We start from the raw sequence: 21,277 nt of genomic DNA on the forward strand, positions 1-21,277 counted from the left end.
CGACGTCAGTAGACGTCTCGGACGTAGCGCTTCTCCGCCGAAAGAGCCTTCACATACGCCTCGGCACTACGCGGGGCCAGTTTTCCGTGTTGCGCGACTACACCGTTGAGGGCGTTGTCGACGTCCTTGGCCATCCGGTTGGCATCGCCGCAGACGTAGAAGTGTGCGCCCTTCTGCAGCCACTCCCACAGCAGCGCGCCTCGTTCGCGCATCCGATCCTGCACGTAGACCTTGTCGGCTTGATCCCGGGAAAATGCGAGGTCGAGTTCGGTGAGAAAGCCGTCTTTCCGCAATTCTTCGATTTCTTCGCGGTAGTAGAAGTCGGTCGCCGCATGTTGTTCCCCGAAGAACAGCCAGTTCGGACCCGTGTGCCCCAACGCCCGCCGCTCATGCAGGAAAGCGCGGAACGGCGCGATGCCGGTCCCTGGCCCAACCATGATCATCGGGGTCTCGGGATCGGACGGAGGCCGGAAGTGAGTCGACTTCTGCACGTAAATTCCGATGTCGTCACCGTCAGCGTGATCTGCGAGATACGTCGAGCACACTCCGCGGCGTGGGACGCCCGCGACGTTGTATCGGACGGCGGACACCGTCAACTGCACTTCGCGTGGGTTCTCTTTCGGACTGGAAGAAATCGAATACAACCGCGGCTGAAGCGGTTTGAGTAACGAGAGCCATTCGTCGGTCGAAGCACGAACCGGCGACTGCGCGAGTACGTCGACGGACTGTCGTCCCCACGACCAGTCTTTGAGCGTGGAGATGTTCTCCGGCTTCATCAACTCGGCCAGGTCCGCATCGCGCGTTCGTTGATGCACGAACCGAATCATGTCGCTCGAGATTCGCGTGATCTCCAGGCGTTCGGTCAACGCGGTACGCAAGGTCATCGCGCCGTACTGCCCCAGATCGACGGTCTCCTCACCGTCGAGGCCGGTAAGGGTGAGCCACTCGTCGACAAACGGGGAACTGTTTCGCGGCCAGACTCCGAGAGCGTCGCCGGCTTCGTAACTGACCGTGTCGTCCGGAAGGTGAAAACCCAACTGCCGCACGTCTTTGGAAGAGCCTGGCCGGTTGAGCAGGACATTGCGCGTCAAAGCGGTAGTCAGTGGCGCCTTCTTGTTGTACTGCAGCGGCGCCGACATCGCCGGTGAAATCGGCGCGGCCACAGCAGTCGTGCCGGAGTTCTTCATTGCAACGACGACGTCGGTCGTCTCGCCAGCCTCCGTGCTCTGAAGTTCGGCCGTGACCGCATCGAGCCATCCAGCAGCAGTGTCTTCGAAATCGGGCTCGCAGTCGGCGCGATCGACGATACGACTGGCTCCCAGTTCAGCAAGGCGAGTGTCGAGTTTTCGTCCGTGTCCACAGAAGTCGTCGTAGTTCGAGTCACCGAAAGCGATGACTGCATAACGTGTCTCGACCATGCGGGGCGCTGTGTCAGCAGCCAGGGCATCCCAGAAACCGCTGCCGTTGTCGGGGGATTCGCCATCACCGGAGGTACTGGTGATCAGCAGAACCTCTTGGGTGGCCGCCAGGTCGGCAGCCGGGAACTCGTCCATTGCGTGCATCACCACGGGTAAGCCGACTTCGCTGAGACGAGCAGCGCAGGAGGCGGCAAACTCCTCCGCGTTTCCGGTTTGCGATGCCCAGAGCACGACGATCGGCGCCCGCTCGGAGGCAGTGTCCGTACCCGATGACAACGCGGGCCCGTCAGTGCCAGGGAGCGAGGTCCGTGAGTACAGGCCGGCCAAGACACCGTCTACCCACATCCGCTTCTCGGCATCGAAGGGTGCAGCCGGAGGCAAGGTCGGCACCCCGGGAGTGCGATCGGCATCCGCACGCAACGCCGCGAGAAGACCTGCCAGGTAGCTCTGCTGTAGCGGATCGAATACCACTGCGGGTGTTCCTGTTTGACCGATGACATCGGCGAGGACATCTGTTCGCGACAAAGCCCGATCATCCGCCACGGGAGCCACCCGCGGCGATTCGGCGAGCTCCGTTTCCGGCGTGTTCACGGCGACCTTCGTCATAGTGACGGCACAGGCTTTGAACTCCGGTTGCTGGGAGGCAGGGTCAATGGCGTCGTTGGTGACGGCGTTGATCGAGAGGTACTCGCCGAAGGCGTCGTTCCAGTGAAACGGTGCGAAGCAGTTTCCCGGACGCACTCGGTCGGTGACCACGGCCGGGAGCACTGCGCGGCCACGGCGTGAGGCGACCTCGATCGCGTCCTTGTCGACGACGCCGAGGCGTGTGGCGTCGTCGGGATGGATCTCGACAAATGGCCCGGGGTTGAGTTTGTTCAGCTTGGCCACCTTGCCGGTCTTGGTCATGGTGTGCCATTGGTGCGCAAGACGACCGGTGTTGAGCAGGAACGGGTAGTCGTCGTCGGGCATTTCGGCGGGAAGCATGTGTGGCCGGGCGAAGAACATCGCACGGCCCGTGGCGGTGGGGAATGCGAGACGCGGAGTGCTTCCATCCTCCCGGACCAGAAGCCTTTGACTGACACCGTCATTGAGGTATCGGATGGGATGACGGTCTTGCTTACTCTCGGGCGGGCACGGCCACTGGATCGGCGACTTGCGAAGGCGCTCGTAGGTGACTCCGCGTAAGTCGTAGCCGGTCTTCGGATTCCAGAACTGCTTGATCTCCTCGAACACCTCTTCGGCGCTGGTGTAGGTGAATGCCTCGGCATAGCCCATCTCGCAGGCGATTCGGGCGATGATCTGCCAATCAGGCAGCGCCTGCCCGACCGGATCCAGTGCCTGTTGGAAGAGCGTCAGGTTGCGTTCGGAGTTGATCATCACTCCGTCGGACTCTGTCCACAATGACGCCGGCAGCAGGACGTCGGCGTATTCGTTGGTCTCGGTGCCCAAAAAGGCATCCTGGGTGATGACGAGGTCAGCCTTCTCCAATCCGTCGATGACGGTCTTGCGGTTGGCCACCGTCGCAACAGGATTGGTGCAGATGATCCAGCACGCCTTGATTTCACCCGCCGCCATTCGGGAGAACAGGTCGATGGTCCCACCGCCGGTTTCGGTGCGCAGCGAACCCTGCGGGATCCCCCATCGCTCCTCGACGAAGTCGCGATCGGCGTCGACCATCACGGCACGCTGACCTGGCAAACCTGGCCCCATGTAGCCCATTTCACGCCCACCCATGGCGTTCGGCTGACCGGTCAACGAGAACGGGCCGCTGCCAGGCGTGCAGATCGCGCCGGTCGCCAGATGAAGGTTGCAGATGGCGTTGGTGTTCCACGTGCCGTGGGTGCTCTGGTTCAGACCCATTGTCCAACAGCTCATCCAGTTGTCGGCCTCACCGATCCATTGCGCTGCGGTGCGAATGTCGACTTCGGGGATGCCGGTGATCTCGCTGACCTTCTCCGGTGTGTACTCCGCGAGGAAGCTGGGCATCACCTCCCAGCCTTCGGTGAATTCGGCGATGAAGTCCGGATCGGTGTGCCCGTTCACGACGAGTAGGTGGAGAAGTCCATTGAGTAGTGCGAGATCGGTGCCGGGGGCGATCTGCAGGAACAAGTTCGCCTTGTCCGCGGTGGCGCTGCGTCGAGGATCCACGACGATCAACTTCGCGCCCGCCTTGACCCGCTCCTGCATTCGAAGGAAGAGGATCGGATGGCAGTCCGCCATGTTCGCGCCGGTCACGAAGAACACGTCGGCATGTTCGAAGTCCTGATAAGAACCGGGCGGTCCGTCGGCCCCGAGCGATTGCTTGTATCCGGTGCCGGCACTGGCCATGCACAGTCGGGAATTCGATTCGATCTGATTGGTGCCGATGAAGCCCTTGGCCAGTTTGTTCGACAGGTACTGGGCCTCGAGAGACATCTGCCCGGACACGTACAACGCAAATGCGTCGGGGCCGTGCTCGTCGATGATTGCCCGCAGGCGGTGGGCAGTCTCGGTGATGACTGCGCTCATGTCCGCAGCTTCGATCGCCTCACCTCGGTGCGGACGCCGATACGCAGATTCCATGCGCCCCGGGCCGGCGAGCATGTCCGCCGTCGTGGTGCCCTTGGTGCACAAACGTCCGAAATTGGTGGGATGTGTCTTCGAACCGAACGACTTCGCCGCCTTCCGACGCCCTGTCTCGGGATCGGTGATGATGTCGAGGACAAGTCCACAGCCCACCCCGCAGTACGCGCAGAGGGTGTCGACACTGGTGGTAGTGAGTTGAGCGCCCATCGATTCATGCATCCCTTCGACCGAGGATCAAGGTCGACTTCCATCTTCGGATGCAGTTGTTTCGGGAGTTCATGCCCGATGTTGCGTATCAATCACTCTTTCCTCACCGCCGCCTTCGGACTGATGTGCGGTCCCGGAACCAGCAGTCGTCGACGGGCGAGATACGCGAATGCCCAGTTCTACGCCCTGCCACCGAATCGAGCGATGTAGTGCCAGACCTTTTTGACGTCCTGCGGATCGTAGGAGCCGCGCCGGGCGAGACCCAGGATGGCAGGCGTCAGTCGACCGTCGAGCGCAACCTCTCGGGCAAGGTCGACGATGGTCGCTCCCCGATAGTCGGGATGTTCGGCGACCTCGTCGGCGTCGACCGCGTAACCGTCGTGCCACACCACCGGGCACGTGAGCGAGTGGGCGATCTCTTCGATCCGTGTGCCCCGGTAACTCGGATCCAGAACGAGTGCCTCGACGTCCGTTCCGATGTCGACGACGCCGTGAACGTGCGCCTCGATGTAGTGGTCGAGCGGATCCGCGAACTCGGTGGCTCCTGCGGCGTCGACCAAGCTCATCGCTTCCGCCGTTCCGAAGAGGCTGGGCTCGAAGACGCTGTCCGGAAAGCAGAAAGTGGTGCGGTCGAGCGTGTGCTCGGCAAGCCGGAAGTAGGACGAGCCGAACCGAGGAGATGCCCCGTACGGATCGGCGGAAAAGTTCAATGATCCGTACTTCGGCCGTTCCGACGGCTCTCGCTCGTCGTAGGCTCGGCCGAAAATCCGACTCTCCCAGCGCCAACGGTCGCCGCCGCGATGTGCCGTCAGTCCCCCGTTGCTCGTACGAGTCTCGAACTGGGTCACGTAGGTGCCCTGACGTGCGATCGAGGCCAGTGTCAGGTCACCTTCAAACGGGAGGTCTGGATGAAAGTGCAACGTCACCCGGTGATTTCGGTCCAGCGGGCCGCCCTTCGAGAGGTCGTGCACGTGTGCAATCGCGGCAGACGCGGGAGAGGAATCGACAGGCATTCGCCCATTATCCGGATACGGAAGCAGCACCGGTGAAGAAGTCGACCAGTGAGTACGGTGCATGGTCACCGAGGCAGAGATCAAGGATCACGTGCGAGTCCGCTGCCTCGGATGCGCTGCGCACGAACATCGCTTCTTCGTACTCGGCGAGTGCCGCTTCGATGTCGTCGGGGTGCGCGGCGATCGCCTTTCCCAGTTCGGCTCCGTCCAACATGGCCAAGTTCGCGCCCTCACCGGACGGAGCCATCAGGTGGGCCGCATCACCGAGGAGCGTCACCCCAGGCACGCGATCCCACCGGTGCGCGTCGGGAAGGGCGTAGATCGCCCGCGGAATCGGAGCGGTTTGGCCGTCTGTGATCAGCGCCGTGAGTTCCGGTGCCCAACCGTCGAACTCGGCCACGATCCGCGCTGTCGCAGCGGCGGCGTCGGTGAAATCGATACCGGCAAACCATTCCGCCGAACGGTTCAACTGAACGTAGGTGTGCAGGATGTCCCCCGCCTCTCGATGTGCCGCGATCGCTTGTCCGGGCGCGGGCGCGTACATCGCCCCATCACCGACCGCTTCGGCTGCAGCCGAGTGCTTCTCGTCGACGTCGTAGAGGTAGGTCTCGACGAACGTAGTTCCGACGTAGTCGGGCTTTGCATCGGAGAGCAGCGGCCGGATTTTCGACCAGGCGCCGTCTGCACCGACGAGGAGGTCGGTGGTCGCTGTCGAACCGTCGGCGAAGGTCAACTCGTGGCGGCCGTCGGCTGTGTCGGGTGAGCCGAGCAAGCGCACACTTTCGACCTTGCGTCCCCATTCGATCGTCCCGTCGGGAAGGGAATCGAGCAGGATTCGACGGAGGTCTCCGCGGAGCACTTCGGGACGTGTTCCCGTGCCGTCGTCGGGTTCGTCGAGGAGCACGGCGCCGTGTTGATCGAGTACGCGCGACGCGGCGCCGCCCTCGTGGATGATCGCGCGAAATTCGTCGGTGAGGCCGGCCGCCTCGAGCGCTGCCTGGCCGTTGTGTTCGTGGATGTCGAGTTGTCCGCCCTGCGTACGGGCCTCTGCCGACGGTTCCGCCTCGTAAATTTTCGCGGGAATTCCGTGGACGTGGAGTACGCGCGCGAGGGTCAGGCCGCCGAGGCCTGCCCCGATGATCGAGATTGACGTGTTCATGTTGATTCCTTCCAATGAATTGGAACGGCGTTCCAACAATTATCTTGGAACGCCGTTCCAGATATGTCAAGATGGTGCGTATGGCGACCAGAAATCAGCGGACCGAACGACGCACGGATGCGCTCTCGAAGGAGCGCATAGTGGAGACCGCGATCGAGATCCTCGATTCCGAGGGTGAAGGCGCGCTGACATTCCGTGCTCTCTCCGCACGCCTGACAACAGGCAGTGGGGCGATTTACTGGCACGTTGCCAACAAGAACGACCTGCTCGCGGCGGCGACCGACGACGTCATCGCCCGCGTGACAACCGAAGGAACCGAGAGCGCAACACCGCGTGAGGCGATCCGGATCATCACCCTCGGCGTGTTCGACGCGATCGACGCCCACCCCTGGGTCGGCACCCAACTCTCACGTGAACCGTGGCAATCAGCGGTGATGCAGATCTTCGAAAGTCTCGGCGAGCAACTCCAGGCGCTCGGCGTTCCCGAATCGGCACAGTTCGACTGCGCGTCCGCGCTCCTGAACTACGTGCTCGGTCTCGCCGGACAGTACGCCGCGGGCGCCCGTCTGCTCCCCCGTGAGACAGATCGGTCCGCTTTCCTCGCGGGCGTCGCCACGCGGTGGGAAGAACTCGACTCTGCGAAGTACCCGTTCCTCAGTCAGGTGACTGCACAACTGCGCGATCACGACGACCGCGAGCAGTTTCTGGCAGGCATCAACCTCATCCTCGCGGGGATCGACACCGTCCGATAGTCGCCGCAGCCGTCAGCGTGAATGAACAGCGGTGTTGGAACCGAGCGCGATGTCGAGGAAATCTCTTGCTGCACCGCGTAATCCGCGATCGGGATCCCAGACGGCCTGCAGTCGCCGCGGCATCCGCAAGCCGTCGACGTTGACCGCCACCAGTCGGCCGTCCGTCAGGTCGGCGGCAACAGCCAGCGACGACAGAACGGCCGGGGCGTTGCCTGCCACCACCGCAGCCTTGACGGCGGTGCACGAGGTGAGCTCGAGCAACGGCGGCACACAATCGGGAACAGCATTCTCGAGTGTCAGACGCGTGCCGGACCCTGACTCGCGCTGAATGAGCGGTGTGCGTGCGAGGTCCGCGACCGGAACAGGCGCACCATTCGCCCAGTCATGCCCCGGTGGAACCACCACCACGAGGTGATCACGCGCCACCTCGCACGACGCGAGCGCCGACGGCACATCCGGCCCTTCGACAAATCCGATATCAGCCTTACCTGCCTGGACTTGGGCGGAGACGTCCGAGGAATTGTGCAAACTCACCGACGCCACGACGTTGGGGAACTTGTGGCGCATCGCAACCGTCCACCCGGGGACCAGATACTCGGCAATGGTCATGCTGGCCGCGACCGTGACGGCTGCGTCGCGTTCACCGCGAAGAGCGGCAACTCCCGACGCCATTTCCTCGGCACTGACCAGGATATGGCTGGCCCATTCGAGAATCAGTCCGCCCTCGGCAGTGGGCCGTACACCCGTCGCCGCTCGATCGAAGACCTTGATTCCGAGCTGACGCTCGACCGAACGCACGCGCGCACTGACTGCCTGCTGACTGAGTCCGTGCTCCCGGCCGGCAGCACCCATGCTGCCCAGACGCCCCACGGAAAGCAGGACGTCGAGGGCACTGAGTTCCGGCACCCGAGGAGACAACGACATAACCCAAGATTAGACCCACAAGGCGAGTTTGTGGGCATTCAAGGACAACCGGTCTACCGGTACGAACCGGATGAGACGACAGTGAAATACATGACCACCACCACGAGTCCCACCTTCGCCCACATCACCCCGAACTGGTTCGCGGCAGCGATGGGAACGGGAATCGTGTCGGTGGCCGCGGCTTCGCTGGAACCGGAGATCGAGGGCTTGAAACTGGTCTCGGAGATCTTCTGGGTGCTGGCGGTTCTCGTACTGTGCGCCCTGATCGGAGCATTCGCCACCCATTGGTCACAACATCGATGTCAGGCCCTCGCCTACCTGCACAGCCCCGCGATGTTCCCCTTCTACGGCGCCGTCGCAATGGCACTTCTGACCGTGGGATCCGCAACCGGCATCACGGGCCCGGACTTCCTCGGCCACGACGTAGCGATCACCGTGTCGCTGACACTGTGGACACTCGGCACGGCACTCGGTCTGATCACCTACGTCGTGATGATGATTCGTTTGGTTCGAGATGCGGGAATGGCAACGGCTATGCCGTTCTGGCTCATGCCTGTCGTACCTCCGATGGTCTCGGCCACCACCGGCGCAGCGGTCAGCACCCACATGCCTGAAGGCGCACTGCGCATCGCGGTGCTGGTCTTCTGTTACATCCTGTTCGCTCTGGCACTGACCGCCGCCATCGGCATTCTGGTGGCCGTCGCCAGGCAGTTCGCACGCAACCGCTCGGCCGGCGTTGATGTGATCCCGTTCAATGCCATTCCCTCACTGTGGATTCCGTTGGGCGTGATCGGACAGTCGATCGCTGCATCGAACTTGTTGGCCGCCGCCTCCCGGCATGCACTCAGTACCGAGCATGCCGACGCCCTGCACGAATTCGGAATCGCGTACGGAACCGTCGTCGGAATCATCGGCGTGATCGCCTTTGTCACAGTCACCACCGTCACCGTCCACGCACTGCGCCGCGGCTTGGACTTCTCACTCGGGTGGTGGAGCTTCACCTTCCCCATCGGAGCGTGTGCTGTCGGCGCGAATGCCTTCGGCGTCGCCACTGGTTCCACAGCAATCCTGGGTATCGCGCTTGCACTGTTGACTGTGCTCATCCCCATCTGGGCAACCGTCGCGGTACGGACCGTCCGCTCGATCCGCAGTGGCGCTCTCCCCGCAGCAGCATGAATTTGTATCGACGAGTTTGCACCGATGAGTTTTGGCTCGTCGTACGGTCTGTACTCACGTAGACCATTGTCGAGAGCGGGAGTACACGGTGAGTCAGTTATTGCGAGTGCAGAATTTCGGCGTTTCCAGAGACGGAATAGCATGCGGTCCGGACCAAAGCTTCGAGAGCCCGTTCGGCCTCGACCACGGTGAAATGTTTGCGTGGGCGGGAGCTACGGCCAGCTGGCCCAATCGCACCGATCCCGGCGGCAGCCGAGGCCTCGACGACTATTTCACCCGGGACTTCTCCAACAACATCGGTGCCGAAATCATGGGCCGCAACAAGTTCGGCCCTCACCGTGGTCCTTGGGAGAATCTCGAGTGGCAGGGCTGGTGGGGCGACGAGCCACCCTTCCACACCCCGGTTTTTGTATTGACCCACCACGTGCGGCCCTCGTTCACCCTCTCGGACACGACATTCCACTTCGTCGACGCCGACCCCGCGACGGCCCTCGAGCAGGCACGTGAGGCTGCGAAGGGCAAGGACGTTCGGCTCGGCGGCGGAGTCAGCACTATCCGCGAGTTCCTCGACGCCGACCTTGTCGACGCCATGCACGTGGTCGTCTGCCCGGTCGAATTCGGATCCGGTCTACGGCTGTGGGAGTCACCCGACGAGCTACGAGACCGCTTCAACCTCGAAACAGTGCCGAGCCCGAGCGGCGTGACGCACCACTTGTTCTGGCGGAAGTGACCTGGTGGGGCAGCTCCGGAAAACTGGAGCTGCCCCAACGGTTACGCCTTAGGCCCCGGTCTCGACCTGGCGCCCCGACTGGAACCACGCCATCGTTCCACCGGCCACCGAAACCGCATTGATGCCGCGAGCCTGCAAATACTCTGCCGCTTGCAAGCTACGGCCACCGACAGCGCAGATGACGTAAACGGTTTCGGCGTCCGGAATCTCGCCTACACGAGCGACGAATTCGCTGAGCGGAATGAGCGTCGCACCCGGGACTCGAACCTGAGCGAACTCGTCGGCCTCACGGACGTCGATCAACGGCTCACCCGCTGCCAAAGCCGTGTCCAGTGCATTCAAATCGACTTCCAACATTATTTCTGCGCCCGCCTTCATGTTCGCTGCTGTCCGAATAGACGGTACCCGCGCGCGTTCCTACGACTCCCTTTACGATCTGACAATGACCAATACGATTCCCGAAAAGTCCGGGTTTTGGAGTCGCCCCACGGTGTGGAAAGTACTCCTGCTGATCGTCGGCTACCTGGCCTTCTATCTCGCTGTCGGGCAGGTTACCTCTCGGGTTTTTGCAGACCAGATCGACACGGACAACGTCGTCGCGAGCGCCTCCAGCATCATCTTCGGCGTCGCATTGCCCATCGCGATCGGCGGGATCGCCCTGCTGGTTTTCGCGACCAAGGTCGGCTGGCTGCGCGATATCTTCGGCCCACAGCCCATTCGTGGGCGGGGTTGGATGTGGATCGGTCCGATTATCGTGGTCGCCGCCATTGTTGCGCATCTCGCGGGAACTGACTGGAGCGCGTGGACCACCGGCGAGATAATCGCCCTGCTGGTACTCGGTGCGTGTGTCGGACTGACGGAGGAACTGGCCACACGCGGTCTCGCAGTGAAGATGCTGCGCGACGCCGGCCACCGCGAGCGCTTTGTCGCCGTCGTGTCTTCACTGGTGTTTGCACTCATGCACACGGTCAACCTGATCGCCGGGATGAAGCCGTCGACCGTCCTTGTCACCGTTGTCTACACGTTCGGATTCGGCATGTGCATGTACCTGACCATGCGTGTGACGGGCACGATCTGGGCCGCAATGGTGTTACACGGCCTCACCGACCCCACCACCATTCTCTCGACCGGCGGGCTGGACACCTCGGTGACGACGGAAGTGAGTGGCGCCGCCGCCATCACCTCTCTACTCACGGTCCTCTTGGTCGTCTTCGGGGTGATCGCCGTCTTCCTCATCCGAGATCGAATCGGCGAAGAACGGCACACACCCGTCTCGGCCTGACCGACCGCGACCGTACAAGACATACTTGTGCCCATGCCTTCTCGAACCACATACTCGATCGCCGTCGTGACTGCATCGTGTGTACTGGCGCTCTCGGGTGCCGTCACTCATGCCACCGCGGGGGTTCCGACAACTTCCGACGTGTCCACGACCGAGGCCGTCGTACAGCAGTCGGTCAGTGAGATATTCGCGAATCCGGGTTCCCACGAGGTCACCGAGGAATCGGTGACGGGGTATCAACTCTTCTATCCCACCGATATCGCCACAGTCGAGGAACAGCATCCCGTCGTCACCTTCGGCAACGGCAGCTACGCGACCTACGAAGAGTACGAAGCGCTCCTGCAGCATCTCGCTTCTTGGGGTTTTGTCGTTGTGGTGGCCGACAGCAGCGTCACCGGCGACGGGACGGAGATCTTGGGGGCTGCCCAGTACGTCGTCGATCAGAACACCAACGCTGAGAGCATTTTTCACCAGCGGATCGACACCGACAACATCGCCTCGGTCGGACACTCCCAGGGCGCCGGTGGCGCGATCAACGCGGCAACCCAGTCCGCGAATCTGATCACCGCCACGGCGGTACTCGATTTGCCTGACCCGTGGTGGGCCTCGCGACCTGTCGACGTGATCGACGTGGCCCAGTTGACCGGACCGACGTTCTTCATGACCGGCGCCGACGACCCGGTCTCCACCGCCGATCCGCAAGCTGAGTACTTCGACAAAACCACTGGGCCGGCGGTCCGCGGCAGACTGCTTGGAGTCAGCCACAATTGGGCCGCAGACGGTGAAGGATTTCGTGGCTACCTCACCGCGTGGCTGAGGTTCACCCTGAGCGGCGACCAGACTGCTGCACCTGCCTTTGTCGGCGACTCGGCGGAAATTCTCACCGATCCCCACTGGGACCGGCAAGCCGTCAAGGGTTTGTGATGACGATCTTGCCGTAGGCCTGCCCTGATTTCTGTTGCTCGAATGCGTCAGCGAGGCGGTCGAGGCTGTAGGAAGAATCGATGACGGGACGAAGCGCGAGGCTCTCCAACCCGGCGACCATCTCCTCCTGGTGGGCACGACTGCCCACCAGGACACCTTCGATGGTGACCTGTTTGGTCAGTAGCGAAGTCAGGTCGATCGACGACGAGGGGCCGTTCATGATGCCAAGCGCGCAGATCCGCCCGCCTGGTCGGACTGCCGCCAGAGATTGACCGAGGGTGGACGGCCCGCCGACGTCGAGGACGAGGTCGATCCCGCCGCTGAGCCGCATCGCTTCCGTACCCCAGTCCGGGCGCTCACGGTAGTTGACCACGTGATCGGCACCGAGCTCGACCAATCGTGCCATCTTGTCGGGGGCCGACGACGTTGCGATCACCTGAGCTCCAACAGCTTTGGCCAGCTGGACGGCAAACAGCGCCACCGTGCTGGTCCCAGGGATCAACACCGACGAACCGGGGATGATCGGGACGCCCGCGAACAGTGCACGCCACGCAGACAATCCCGCGGTAGGCAGGGTCGCGGCTTCCTCGTAGGTATAGTTTCGCGGCATCGCCGTCACGGCCGATACCGGCACGGTGACGGTGTCACGGGCGAACCCGTCGACACCGTCACCGGGTGAATTTCCGAATCCGTCGAAATCCGGTGCACCGCTGCGCCAATGCGGTAGGTAAGTGCTCATCACGCGGTCCCCGACAGCGAACTGCGTTACGCCGTCTCCGACGGCAACGACCTCCCCGGCAGCATCGGACAACAAGATCCGCGGACCGTCGGTCGCTATCTCGCCGGTCGCTACGAGGTAGTCATGGTGATTGAGCGAATTCGCGTGGATCGCGATCGTCACCTCACCCACACCCGGCCCGGGGGTCTCGATCGTCCTCGATTCGAGGTTGTTCAATCCTCCAGGCGGAAGTACGTACACGGCGCGGTTGGTCATGGTGTGGATCCTCGCACGAATGATGATCGGGTGATGTTCGGAAAGGTGCTGCGACTCAGAGGAGGGAGGCGGTAAACCCTCCGTCGAGAACCAGACTGCTGCCGTTGCACCACGACGACTGGTCGCTCGCAAAGAACACTGCTGCGGCGGCCACTTCCTCGGTCCGCCCGTAGCGTGTCTGCTTAGTGACCATTAAGTCGTCGAATCCCCCGGACTCGAGGCCGAGGGCGTTCTCGAAGTCTTGCTGGTGACTCTTGACCAGGTCGGTATCGATGAATCCGGGCAGCAACGCGTTTGCGCGGATTCCATGGAAGCGAAGTTCGGCCGAGAGGGTTTCGGTGAGATTGCGAACCGCAGCCTTGGCGGCGGCATAGCTGCCGATCAAAGGCGAGCCGGTGGTCGACGAGATCGACGAAATGTTCACGATCGAACCGCCACCGGACGCGACGAGCGCGGGTAGCGAATGGCGGACGGTCAAGAACACTCCGTCGAGGTTGACGGACATGACTTTCCGCCAGTCCTCGAACGAGGTTTCGATCAGTGGAGTCGTGGTGGCGATGCCGGCGTTGGGTACTACGACGTTCAGTCCGCCGAACTCTTCGACCGCTCTGGCGACAAGATCTTTGACCTGCTGTTCGTCGGTGACGTCCGTGGTGACCGCGATGGCGCCCTCGATCGAGTCCGCCACGGTCTGTGCTGCGTCACCGTTGATGTCGGAGACTACGACGCGTGCACCCTCCGCCCCGAATGCCCGGGCAATGGCCGCACCGATGCCTGCGCCTGCTCCGGTGACTATCGCAACTTTGTTCTCGAGTAGATCTGACATGTCGGGTGCTTCCTTCAGTTCTCGGTCGGGACGTAGAAGAGCAATTCGGGTCCGGTGTCACCGGCGGTCGCGATGGCCTCGGACATGTCGAGAGTTCCGTCGCCCAAAGCACTTCCCAATGCCTGGGCGGTGCCCGCGAGATCTTCCGTGTCGAGCTGATAGATGCTCAGGTAGCGGCGAGCGGGCAAGGCTTCCTCGGGCAGCAACTGCACGTCCGCCAGAGAGAATCTGGAAGCGGAGACAACCCCAGGCACTCGTTCGACGACCTGCGGAATATGCACGTCGTCGTACCAGCGGTTGAATGCTTCTTCCGAAGACGGATCGGTGGGGTGTACGTGTGCGACGAGGATCGCTGTGCTCATGGAGTTCCTGTTCGATTCGAAGTACTTTGGGTTCAGCGTGTTTGGAAGGCGACGATTTTCACCTGCAAGGCAACTGACCGTGGCTGCGTGTGGTGAATCGATCGCGCTCAAGCGACAACCCTAGGGAGTAAATGTGACCCGCGCCATATGCTCGGAGGTCAGAGTTGAGCTCCACATTTGTCCTCTCGGCACAAAACGGTGGCCGGAATCAAGCGTTAACGGAAGTCTCGCGATTTGGCCGTGACTCGCAGATCCATCAGCTGCATCCGGTCTGCCACGACAGTGACAGCGCCTTCTGCATTCTGCACCTTTCCTCGAATAAGCAACGCCGGCGCCGTATTTGCCAGTTTTCGGTACTTTGCCCACAACCCCACCGAACACACGACGTTGACCATGCCGGTTTCGTCCTCGAGGTTGATGAACGTGACGCCCGCAGCTGTTGCCGGACGCTGCCGGTGTGTGACCGCTCCCCCCACCAGCACACGGTCACCGTCCGGGATGTCGAGAAGTCTCGACGCCGGCACCACGCCGAGCGCGTCGAGTTGCGGGCGGAGAAACTGTGTCGGGTAGGTGTCGGGAGATACTCCTGTCGCCCAGACATCCGCTGCCGCCAATTCGACGTCGCTCATGCCGGGCAGAGTGGGAGCTGTGACCGATGCACCGATACCGGGCAAGCGGTCGGGGCGCTCCCCCGCAGCAGCGCCCGCTGCCCACAGCGCTTCTCTTCGCGAGATACCGAAGCTGGCCAGCGCCCCGGCGGTCGCCAGCGATTCAGCTTGTGCGGTAGTCAGTTCCACCCGCCCGGTCAGATCGAGAAACGACGTGAACGGTCCACCGAGGTCGCGCTGTTCGACGATCTTCTCGGCCAGTGCATCGCCGATGTTGCGCACTTCCCCTAGTCCCAGCCGAACCTCGAATCCACCTGCTTCGACGGTGGCGTGCGCGAGGCTGACGTTGATCTCGGCACCGTGTACCTGCACTCCGTGCCTGCGCGCATCGGCAACCAGGGACTGCGGTGAGTAGAAACCCATGGGCTGCGCGCGCAGAAGCCCAGCGCAGAACGCAGCGGGGTGATGGAGTTTGAACCACGAGGAGTAGAAGACCAGCGCGGCAAAACTTTGTGAATGGCTTTCCGGGAAACCGAAATTGGCAAACGCATACAGCTTTTCGTAGATCCGGTCGGCAACCTCGTCGCCGATACCGTGTAGGTCTCGCATGCCCTGGTACAGCCTCGCCCGCAGTTGCTCCATCTTCTCGGTCGAGCGTTTCGATCCCATTGCCCGACGCAATTGGTCGGCCTCGGACGGCGTGAAACCCGCAACGTCGACGGCCATCTGCATCAACTGTTCTTGGAACAGCGGAACTCCCAGCGTGCGTTCGAGTGCCTTCTCGAGCGAAGGATGGTCGTAGGACACAGGTTCGAGTTTGTTGCGCCGACGAATGTACGGATGCACTGATCCGCCTTGAATCGGCCCCGGACGGATGAGTGCGACTTCGACCACCAGGTCGTAGAAGTTTCGAGGCTTCAGACGCGGCAGTGTCGCCATCTGCGCACGTGATTCCACTTGGAATACCCCCACCGAATCTGCCCGCTGCAGCATCTCGTACACCGCTGTTTCCGACAGATCGAGTTGCGCCAGATCGACTGTGATGCCTTTGTGTTCGGCCACCAGATCCATCATGTAGTGCAAAGCGGAGAGCATACCGAGGCCGAGCAGGTCGAACTTGACCAGCCCAGCGGCAGCACAATCGTCCTTGTCCCATTGCAGGACACTGCGATTGGCCATCCGCGCCCACTCCACCGGGCAGACGTCGGCGATAGGACGATCACAGATGACCATGCCGCCTGAGTGGATGCCCAAGTGCCGCGGATAGCCTTCGATCTGCGCCGCCAGTTCGAGTACCGGACGCGGAATATCGGTATCCGCGTTCTTGTCGATACCACCCCACCGGCCGACCTGCTTACTCCACGCATCTTGCTGGCCCTGCGAAAAGCCAAGTGCCCGAGCCATGTCCCGCACTGATGATTTTCCTCGATAGGTGATGACATTGGCGACCTGCGCGGCATACGTACGCCCGTACTTCGCGTACACGTGCTGGATCGCCTCTTCCCGGCGGTCGGACTCGATGTCCACGTCGATGTCGGGCGGGCCGTCACGCTCGGGCGCAAGAAACCTCTCGAACAGCAATTTGTTGCGAACCGGATCGACATTGGTGATGCCGATCGCATAACACACCGCCGAGTTCGCGGCGGAACCTCTTCCTTGACAGAGGATGTCGTTGTTCTTGCAGAACGAGACGATGTCATGCACCACCAGGAAGTATCCGGGAAAATTCAATCCCGCGATGATGGCAAGCTCGTGTTCGAGCTGTTTGTATGCCTTCGGTGCACTTTCCGGTGGACCGTAGCGTTCCATGGCTCCCACCATGGTGAGCTCACGTAACCACGACGCCTCGGTATGCTCGGCGGGAACGTCGAACGGCGGCAATTTGGGTGCGATGAGCTTGAGATCGAAAGCGCACTCACGTCCCAGATCGGCGGCACCACTGACGGCCTCGGGATAGAGCGAGAACAGTGTCGCCATCTCCGCGCCGGACCGCAGGTGCGCTCCGCCGGTAGGGGCCAGCCATCCGGCCGCCTCGTCCAAACTTTGACGCGATCGCACGGCTGCCATCGCCATGGCGAGGCGTCGACGCGGCGGAGCGGCGAAGTGTGCGGCGGTGGTCGCCACCGTGCGTAATCCACGCTCTCTCGCCAGTTCGGCCAGAACTGCATTGCGCTCGTCGTCCTCCGCCAGCCCGTGATGGGTGAGCTCCACCGACACTCGTTCCGCCCCGAAACGCTCGACCAGATCCTGCAAGGCCTCCGCCGCAGCTTTGCGACCACCCGACGTCAAGGCCTGCCGCACATGACCTTTGCGGCACCCGGTCAGGATCTGCCAGTGCCCACCGGCCGCTTCGGTCAGCACGTCGTAGTTGTACTGCAGTTTGCCCTTCTCACCGCCGGCCAAATGCGCGGCGGCGATCTCCCGTGAGAGACGGCGATACCCTTCCTGCCCACGGGCAAGTACCAGGAGGTGCGTTCCACCGGGATCAGCCGTCCCGGTTCTGGGTACCGAATCCAGAGACAACTCGGCCCCGAACACGGTGCGCATTCCCCATTCACGTGCGGCTTCCGCAAACCTCACCACGCCGTAGAACCCGTCGTGATCGGTGACGGCGATAGCTTCGAGCCCGAGACGCACTGCTTCTTCGACCAGCTCTTCCGGCGGCGATGCGCCGTCGAGGAAACTGAAGGCCGAGTGAGCATGCAACTCTGCGTAAGGAACCACGCCGGTGCCACGGGTGAGCTCGCCTGCGTGGTACTCGCCGCGCTTTCGCGACCAGGCGGGGCTGTCGCTTCCATCGCCGGGGTACAAATCCTCGTGTTCCACGCGGCCGGGCCGCCCTGAAAGCACCCGTTCCATCTCGGACCACGTCGGCGGCCCATTTCCCCAACCCACACTGACCTCGCACCTGATCGAGCCGGCCGTCACGGACGACCGACTGCTCGAGGATGCCGAAAGGGAAGACGCACCACATACATCGAACTGATGTTCGATGTAGTTTCAGTCTGACAGGTCACTCACTCGCAGTCAACAGAGCGAACCTCAACCCTCACCGTCTCGTCACATTCAGATGTACGCATGTCTGCACTCCGTTCACTTTGGACCCAGATCATTAGCGGCGTTCATCATCTCCATCCACACTGTTTCCAGGAGTACTACTCGTATGTCGTTCTCGCGCAACACACGTAGGTTGACCGCCGTCGCCGGCGCCGTCGCCGTTCTGGCCGCTGCCGGCTGCAGCAGCAGTGCCGACGAGGCAACAGGCTCGAACGGAACGACCGTCGATCGAGCCGCGACCGGCGAACTGTCCTCAAACGGTGGTGCTCGTCGTATCGACGGTGATCAGTCGGCCGCAGTGCGCGACGCCGTCAACGCCTCCGGCGCGAAGAACGTCATTCTCTTGATCGGCGACGGCATGGGCGACTCGGAGATCACAGCCGCGCGCAACTACGCCGAGGGCGCTGCCGGCAGCTTCCCCGGTCTCGACGCCCTGCCGATCACCGGCCAGTACACGCACTATGCACTGACCAAGGACGGCAAGCCCGACTACGTCACCGACTCCGCAGCCAGCGGATCGGCGTGGTCCACCGGCACCAAGACCTACAACGGCGCGATTTCCGTCGACATCAAGGGGCAGGCCCAGTCGACCGTCCTCGAGATCGCCAAGGCGAACGGCAAGGCCACCGGCAACGTCTCCACCGCCGAGGTGCAGGACGCCACCCCCGCAGTGCAGGTCGCGCACGTCAGTGGCCGCAAGTGCTACGGACCGGAGGCGACGTCCAAGTCCTGCCCGGAGAACGCCCTCGAGAACGGCGGCCAGGGATCGATCAGCGAACAGCTCCTCGACACCCGCGCCGACGTCACCTTCGCCGGTGGCGCCAAGTCCTTCGCCGAGACTGCGAAAGCCGGTGACTGGCAGGGCAAGACACTCAACGAGCAGGCCGCAGCTCGCGGCTACCAGCTGGTGAAGAACGCCGCCGAGATGAACGAGGTCGGCAAGGCCGATCAGGATGCGCCCGTGCTCGGCCTGTTCGCCGAGGGCAACATGCCCGTCCGCTGGGAAGGATCCGTCGCCACCCGTGACGGTTACCTGCAGCCCGCCGAAACCTGCGTCGACAACCCCAAGCGAACCTCCGACATACCCAAGCTCGCGGACATGACTCAGAAGGCCATCGATCTACTGAAGGTCAACGACAACGGTTTCTTCCTCCAGGTCGAAGGTGCCTCGATCGACAAGCAGGATCACGCAGCCAACGCGTGCGGTCAGATCGGTGAAACCGTCGACCTCGACGAAGCTGTGCAGAAGGCACTCGAATTCGCGAAGACCGACGGAGAAACCCTGGTCATCGTCACGGCCGACCACGCTCACACCAGTCAGATCGTCACCAATGTCAGCGCCGACGACATCGCCACCATCGCCAAGGACCAGAACATCCCGGTCGAGCGCGCCCAGGAAATCGTCTACCCCGGCCTGACCCGCAAGCTGACCACCAAGGACGGCTCGGAGATGACGATCAGCTACGGAACGTCCGAGGATCCGGCCGTCGAGTCCGAAGGACATACCGGAACTCAGTTGCGCGTAGCAGCTTTCGGCCCCCACGCGGCCAACGTCAGTGGCCTCACGGACCAAACCGATCTGTTCTTCACCATGACCGACGCGCTGGGTCTCGACCGTTCCAAGGTCGCAGCGCACTGACCTGAGAAACACCCGACCCGGTAATTCCTGGGTCCAGTCACACCAGAGCTGCCAAGGCGCGCACCCGATCTTCGGGTGCGCGCTTCGGGCAACTGGTGCACTTGCCTTCACCGGGCACCTCGTAGATCAGGCAGCACGACGCCCGCTGCGTGAATCTACGTCGCCCGAATGCCACCGGCATCAATGGATTTGAAACGCGCACAACACTCTCACTGCGGTCGACATCGACGAAACGCGGGAGCGGAATTCCCGGGCTCTCACCGCGGAGAACATCGATCAGGCCGGCAGCAAATGCACTTCCACGCTCCCGCGCGCTACCGGCCGCGTCAAGGCTGCGATTGGCGATGGAGTCCGTCGCGATCGCCCACAGCGCCTGCTGCCGAACGCCGGACACGTCGGCGAGTACCTCGATCACGGGACCGAGCGAGCCGAACATCGCGCGACCCAACTCCGCCACACTCTGCGAGATCGGGATGACCGAACCGGCAGCAAACCCACCCAGATAGCCGTTGTCACGCAAGAAGATCCGTCCACCATCCAGCGACGGATCGGCCGCGAACCCGGTAACCATTCCGGTTCCGATCGGAATGCCTGCCAGCGTTGAGCTGGCCGAGTACCACCACAACGTGCCGTTGACTCGACTGTCCGCACTCCCCCATCGCCTGGCCGTATCGGCGACGCGAGCTGCCAACCACTGGGGGTCGGTCATCAACACCGCGGGTACCGTATCCGGATACGCGGTCAGGTCGTCGAAGAACGGCACAGCTGCTGCCATACGGGCGTAGACCCCGGCTATAGATTCCGTCATGCCAGCCCCAATATCTCCATCCGCGGGCGTACTCCGCGTTCGACTCGCGCCCTGATACCGAAAACCTCGGCCAACAACGGCTCGTCCAACACCTCGACCGTAGACCCACACGCGCGGAGTTCACCATCGGTGAGCACAGCAAGGTTGTCGCAGTACTCGACTGCCAACCGTAGATCGTGCATCGTGACCACAACCGCGAGCCCCGCCGAAGCAAGCTCGGCCAGCAATTCCATCACGATCAGCTGGTGCCGAAGATCGAGATGATTGGTCGGCTCGTCCAACAGCAGAACCTTGGGCTCCTGAGCCAACGCGCGAGCTATCGAGACACGTTGCCGCTCACCACCCGACAGGGTCGACACGTCTCGTCCGGCAAGCTCGACCAAACCGACCTGCTCGATGCACCGGTCCACGATGGCGGTATCCCGCTCCGTGCTTCGGTCCAACCAGCTCCGGTGCGGAGTTCGTCCGAGTGCGATCGATTCACGAACCGAAAGACCCGCCGAGACAGTAGGTTCCTGGACGCTCGCCGAGATGGTTTTGGCGATGTCCTTGCGCGAGAGCGTCGTCGAGTCGGCCTGATCGATCAGAACTGCGCCACCTGTTGGCGTCAGGGCGTTGTAACAGCAGCGCAGCGCCGTCGTCTTGCCACTGCCGTTCGGCCCGACCAAGCCCAATATTTCACCGGACGTAACTGCGAAAGTGATGCCGCGCAACACTTCGCGATTACCAAGCCGCGCCCGGGTCTCGACGAGTTCGAGCAGTGGCGCAGCTTCGGCATCCTTCGTGAGTGTCACTGTTCTGGCCTGTGTCACTGTTCTGGCCTGTGTCACTGT

At 62.5% G+C, this 21,277-nt stretch carries 17 protein-coding genes; 6 read left to right on the forward strand and 11 right to left on the reverse strand.

Features of this window, described 5'->3' with window-relative positions; all coding sequences use genetic code 11:
* Nucleotides 1–5 precede the first annotated feature (5 nt).
* The 3 genes from ACFT1A_RS15580 to ACFT1A_RS15590 all read right to left on the reverse strand — a co-directional run bounded on the left by ACFT1A_RS15580 (nt 6) and on the right by ACFT1A_RS15590 (nt 6,362).
* A complete protein-coding gene (locus tag ACFT1A_RS15580; protein WP_378447733.1) occupies nt 6–4,190 on the reverse strand; it encodes a molybdopterin-dependent oxidoreductase in 4,185 nt (1,394 codons plus the stop codon).
* A gap of 179 nt (nt 4,191–4,369) precedes the next feature.
* Nucleotides 4,370–5,203, reverse strand: a complete 834-nt coding sequence (locus tag ACFT1A_RS15585) for a DUF3626 domain-containing protein (RefSeq protein WP_378447734.1) — start codon at nt 5,201–5,203, stop codon at nt 4,370–4,372.
* A 7-nt stretch (nt 5,204–5,210) separates the two neighbouring features.
* The gene (locus ACFT1A_RS15590) at nt 5,211–6,362 is read right to left on the reverse strand and encodes an FAD-dependent oxidoreductase (RefSeq protein WP_378447735.1); all 1,152 of its coding nucleotides are present in this window, start codon (nt 6,360–6,362) and stop codon (nt 5,211–5,213) included.
* Between the two features lie 71 nt (nt 6,363–6,433).
* Between ACFT1A_RS15590 and ACFT1A_RS15595 the strand changes: the two genes are divergently transcribed.
* On the forward strand, nt 6,434–7,114 hold the full coding sequence (locus ACFT1A_RS15595; protein ID WP_378447736.1) for a TetR/AcrR family transcriptional regulator: 681 nt from the start codon (nt 6,434–6,436) through the stop codon (nt 7,112–7,114).
* A gap of 12 nt (nt 7,115–7,126) precedes the next feature.
* On the opposite strand, the gene ACFT1A_RS15600 is transcribed toward ACFT1A_RS15595, so the two are convergent.
* The gene (locus ACFT1A_RS15600; RefSeq protein WP_230812341.1) at nt 7,127–8,038 is read right to left on the reverse strand and encodes a LysR family transcriptional regulator; all 912 of its coding nucleotides are present in this window, start codon (nt 8,036–8,038) and stop codon (nt 7,127–7,129) included.
* Between the two features lie 90 nt (nt 8,039–8,128).
* On the opposite strand from ACFT1A_RS15600, the gene ACFT1A_RS15605 reads away from it, so the two are divergent.
* Entirely contained in the window at nt 8,129–9,214 is a 1,086-nt protein-coding gene (locus ACFT1A_RS15605; RefSeq protein ID WP_378447737.1) for a TDT family transporter, read from the forward strand.
* A gap of 88 nt (nt 9,215–9,302) precedes the next feature.
* Nucleotides 9,303–9,944 (forward strand): dihydrofolate reductase family protein, encoded by a 642-nt coding sequence (locus tag ACFT1A_RS15610; protein WP_378447738.1) that lies wholly within the window; start codon nt 9,303–9,305, stop codon nt 9,942–9,944.
* A gap of 48 nt (nt 9,945–9,992) precedes the next feature.
* Here the strand turns inward: ACFT1A_RS15610 and ACFT1A_RS15615 are convergent, their stop codons facing one another.
* Nucleotides 9,993–10,301 (reverse strand): rhodanese-like domain-containing protein, encoded by a 309-nt coding sequence (locus ACFT1A_RS15615; RefSeq protein WP_378447739.1) that lies wholly within the window; start codon nt 10,299–10,301, stop codon nt 9,993–9,995.
* 85 nt (nt 10,302–10,386) lie between these two features.
* Between ACFT1A_RS15615 and ACFT1A_RS15620 the strand changes: the two genes are divergently transcribed.
* A complete protein-coding gene (locus ACFT1A_RS15620; RefSeq protein ID WP_378447740.1) occupies nt 10,387–11,226 on the forward strand; it encodes a CPBP family intramembrane glutamic endopeptidase in 840 nt (279 codons plus the stop codon).
* Between the two features lie 33 nt (nt 11,227–11,259).
* Entirely contained in the window at nt 11,260–12,150 is an 891-nt protein-coding gene (locus ACFT1A_RS15625) for an alpha/beta hydrolase (RefSeq protein WP_378447741.1), read from the forward strand.
* Here the strand turns inward: ACFT1A_RS15625 and ACFT1A_RS15630 are convergent.
* The 4 genes from ACFT1A_RS15630 to ACFT1A_RS15645 form a co-directional block, all read right to left on the reverse strand.
* Nucleotides 12,137–13,144 (reverse strand): NAD(P)-dependent alcohol dehydrogenase, encoded by a 1,008-nt coding sequence (locus ACFT1A_RS15630; RefSeq protein ID WP_378447742.1) that lies wholly within the window; start codon nt 13,142–13,144, stop codon nt 12,137–12,139. The genes ACFT1A_RS15625 and ACFT1A_RS15630 overlap by 14 nt on opposite strands.
* 55 nt (nt 13,145–13,199) lie before the next feature.
* Entirely contained in the window at nt 13,200–13,970 is a 771-nt protein-coding gene (locus ACFT1A_RS15635; RefSeq protein ID WP_378447743.1) for an SDR family oxidoreductase, read from the reverse strand.
* A gap of 14 nt (nt 13,971–13,984) precedes the next feature.
* Nucleotides 13,985–14,332 (reverse strand): hypothetical protein, encoded by a 348-nt coding sequence (locus tag ACFT1A_RS15640; RefSeq protein ID WP_378447744.1) that lies wholly within the window; start codon nt 14,330–14,332, stop codon nt 13,985–13,987.
* A 215-nt stretch (nt 14,333–14,547) separates the two neighbouring features.
* Nucleotides 14,548–17,835 carry an error-prone DNA polymerase gene (locus ACFT1A_RS15645; protein WP_378447745.1) on the reverse strand — a complete coding sequence of 1,096 codons (3,288 nt, stop codon included), beginning with the start codon at nt 17,833–17,835 and terminating at the stop codon, nt 14,548–14,550.
* A gap of 268 nt (nt 17,836–18,103) precedes the next feature.
* Between ACFT1A_RS15645 and phoA the strand changes: the two genes are divergently transcribed.
* The gene (phoA, locus tag ACFT1A_RS15650; RefSeq protein WP_378447746.1) at nt 18,104–19,636 is read left to right on the forward strand and encodes an alkaline phosphatase; all 1,533 of its coding nucleotides are present in this window, start codon (nt 18,104–18,106) and stop codon (nt 19,634–19,636) included.
* A 37-nt stretch (nt 19,637–19,673) separates the two neighbouring features.
* On the opposite strand, the gene ACFT1A_RS15655 is transcribed toward phoA, so the two are convergent.
* The gene (locus ACFT1A_RS15655; RefSeq protein ID WP_378447747.1) at nt 19,674–20,444 is read right to left on the reverse strand and encodes a (2Fe-2S)-binding protein; all 771 of its coding nucleotides are present in this window, start codon (nt 20,442–20,444) and stop codon (nt 19,674–19,676) included.
* Nucleotides 20,441–21,238, reverse strand: a complete 798-nt coding sequence (locus ACFT1A_RS15660; protein ID WP_378447748.1) for an ABC transporter ATP-binding protein — start codon at nt 21,236–21,238, stop codon at nt 20,441–20,443. The genes ACFT1A_RS15655 and ACFT1A_RS15660 overlap by 4 nt, the downstream gene beginning before the upstream one ends.
* Nucleotides 21,239–21,277 lie beyond the last annotated feature (39 nt).

It is taken from the genome of Rhodococcus sp. NPDC057135, assembly GCF_042670865.1.
In the GTDB taxonomy this organism is placed as follows: Bacteria; Actinomycetota; Actinomycetes; order Mycobacteriales; family Mycobacteriaceae; genus Rhodococcus_F.

What these genes read in the sequence shown, in the direction of transcription:
- ACFT1A_RS15580 (WP_378447733.1), bottom strand. Translation starts at nt 4,190, where the DNA reads ATGGGCGCTCAACTCACTACCACCAGTGTCGACACCCTCTGCGCGTAC.
- ACFT1A_RS15585 (WP_378447734.1), bottom strand. Translation starts at nt 5,203, where the DNA reads ATGCCTGTCGATTCCTCTCCCGCGTCTGCCGCGATTGCACACGTGCAC.
- ACFT1A_RS15590 (WP_378447735.1), bottom strand. Translation starts at nt 6,362, where the DNA reads ATGAACACGTCAATCTCGATCATCGGGGCAGGCCTCGGCGGCCTGACC.
- ACFT1A_RS15595 (WP_378447736.1), top strand. Translation starts at nt 6,434, where the DNA reads ATGGTGCGTATGGCGACCAGAAATCAGCGGACCGAACGACGCACGGAT.
- ACFT1A_RS15600 (WP_230812341.1), bottom strand. Translation starts at nt 8,038, where the DNA reads ATGTCGTTGTCTCCTCGGGTGCCGGAACTCAGTGCCCTCGACGTCCTG.
- ACFT1A_RS15605 (WP_378447737.1), top strand. Translation starts at nt 8,129, where the DNA reads ATGACCACCACCACGAGTCCCACCTTCGCCCACATCACCCCGAACTGG.
- ACFT1A_RS15615 (WP_378447739.1), bottom strand. Translation starts at nt 10,301, where the DNA reads ATGTTGGAAGTCGATTTGAATGCACTGGACACGGCTTTGGCAGCGGGT.
- ACFT1A_RS15620 (WP_378447740.1), top strand. Translation starts at nt 10,387, where the DNA reads ATGACCAATACGATTCCCGAAAAGTCCGGGTTTTGGAGTCGCCCCACG.
- ACFT1A_RS15625 (WP_378447741.1), top strand. Translation starts at nt 11,260, where the DNA reads ATGCCTTCTCGAACCACATACTCGATCGCCGTCGTGACTGCATCGTGT.
- ACFT1A_RS15630 (WP_378447742.1), bottom strand. Translation starts at nt 13,144, where the DNA reads ATGACCAACCGCGCCGTGTACGTACTTCCGCCTGGAGGATTGAACAAC.
- ACFT1A_RS15635 (WP_378447743.1), bottom strand. Translation starts at nt 13,970, where the DNA reads ATGTCAGATCTACTCGAGAACAAAGTTGCGATAGTCACCGGAGCAGGC.
- ACFT1A_RS15640 (WP_378447744.1), bottom strand. Translation starts at nt 14,332, where the DNA reads ATGAGCACAGCGATCCTCGTCGCACACGTACACCCCACCGATCCGTCT.
- phoA (WP_378447746.1), top strand. Translation starts at nt 18,104, where the DNA reads ATGTCGTTCTCGCGCAACACACGTAGGTTGACCGCCGTCGCCGGCGCC.
- ACFT1A_RS15655 (WP_378447747.1), bottom strand. Translation starts at nt 20,444, where the DNA reads ATGACGGAATCTATAGCCGGGGTCTACGCCCGTATGGCAGCAGCTGTG.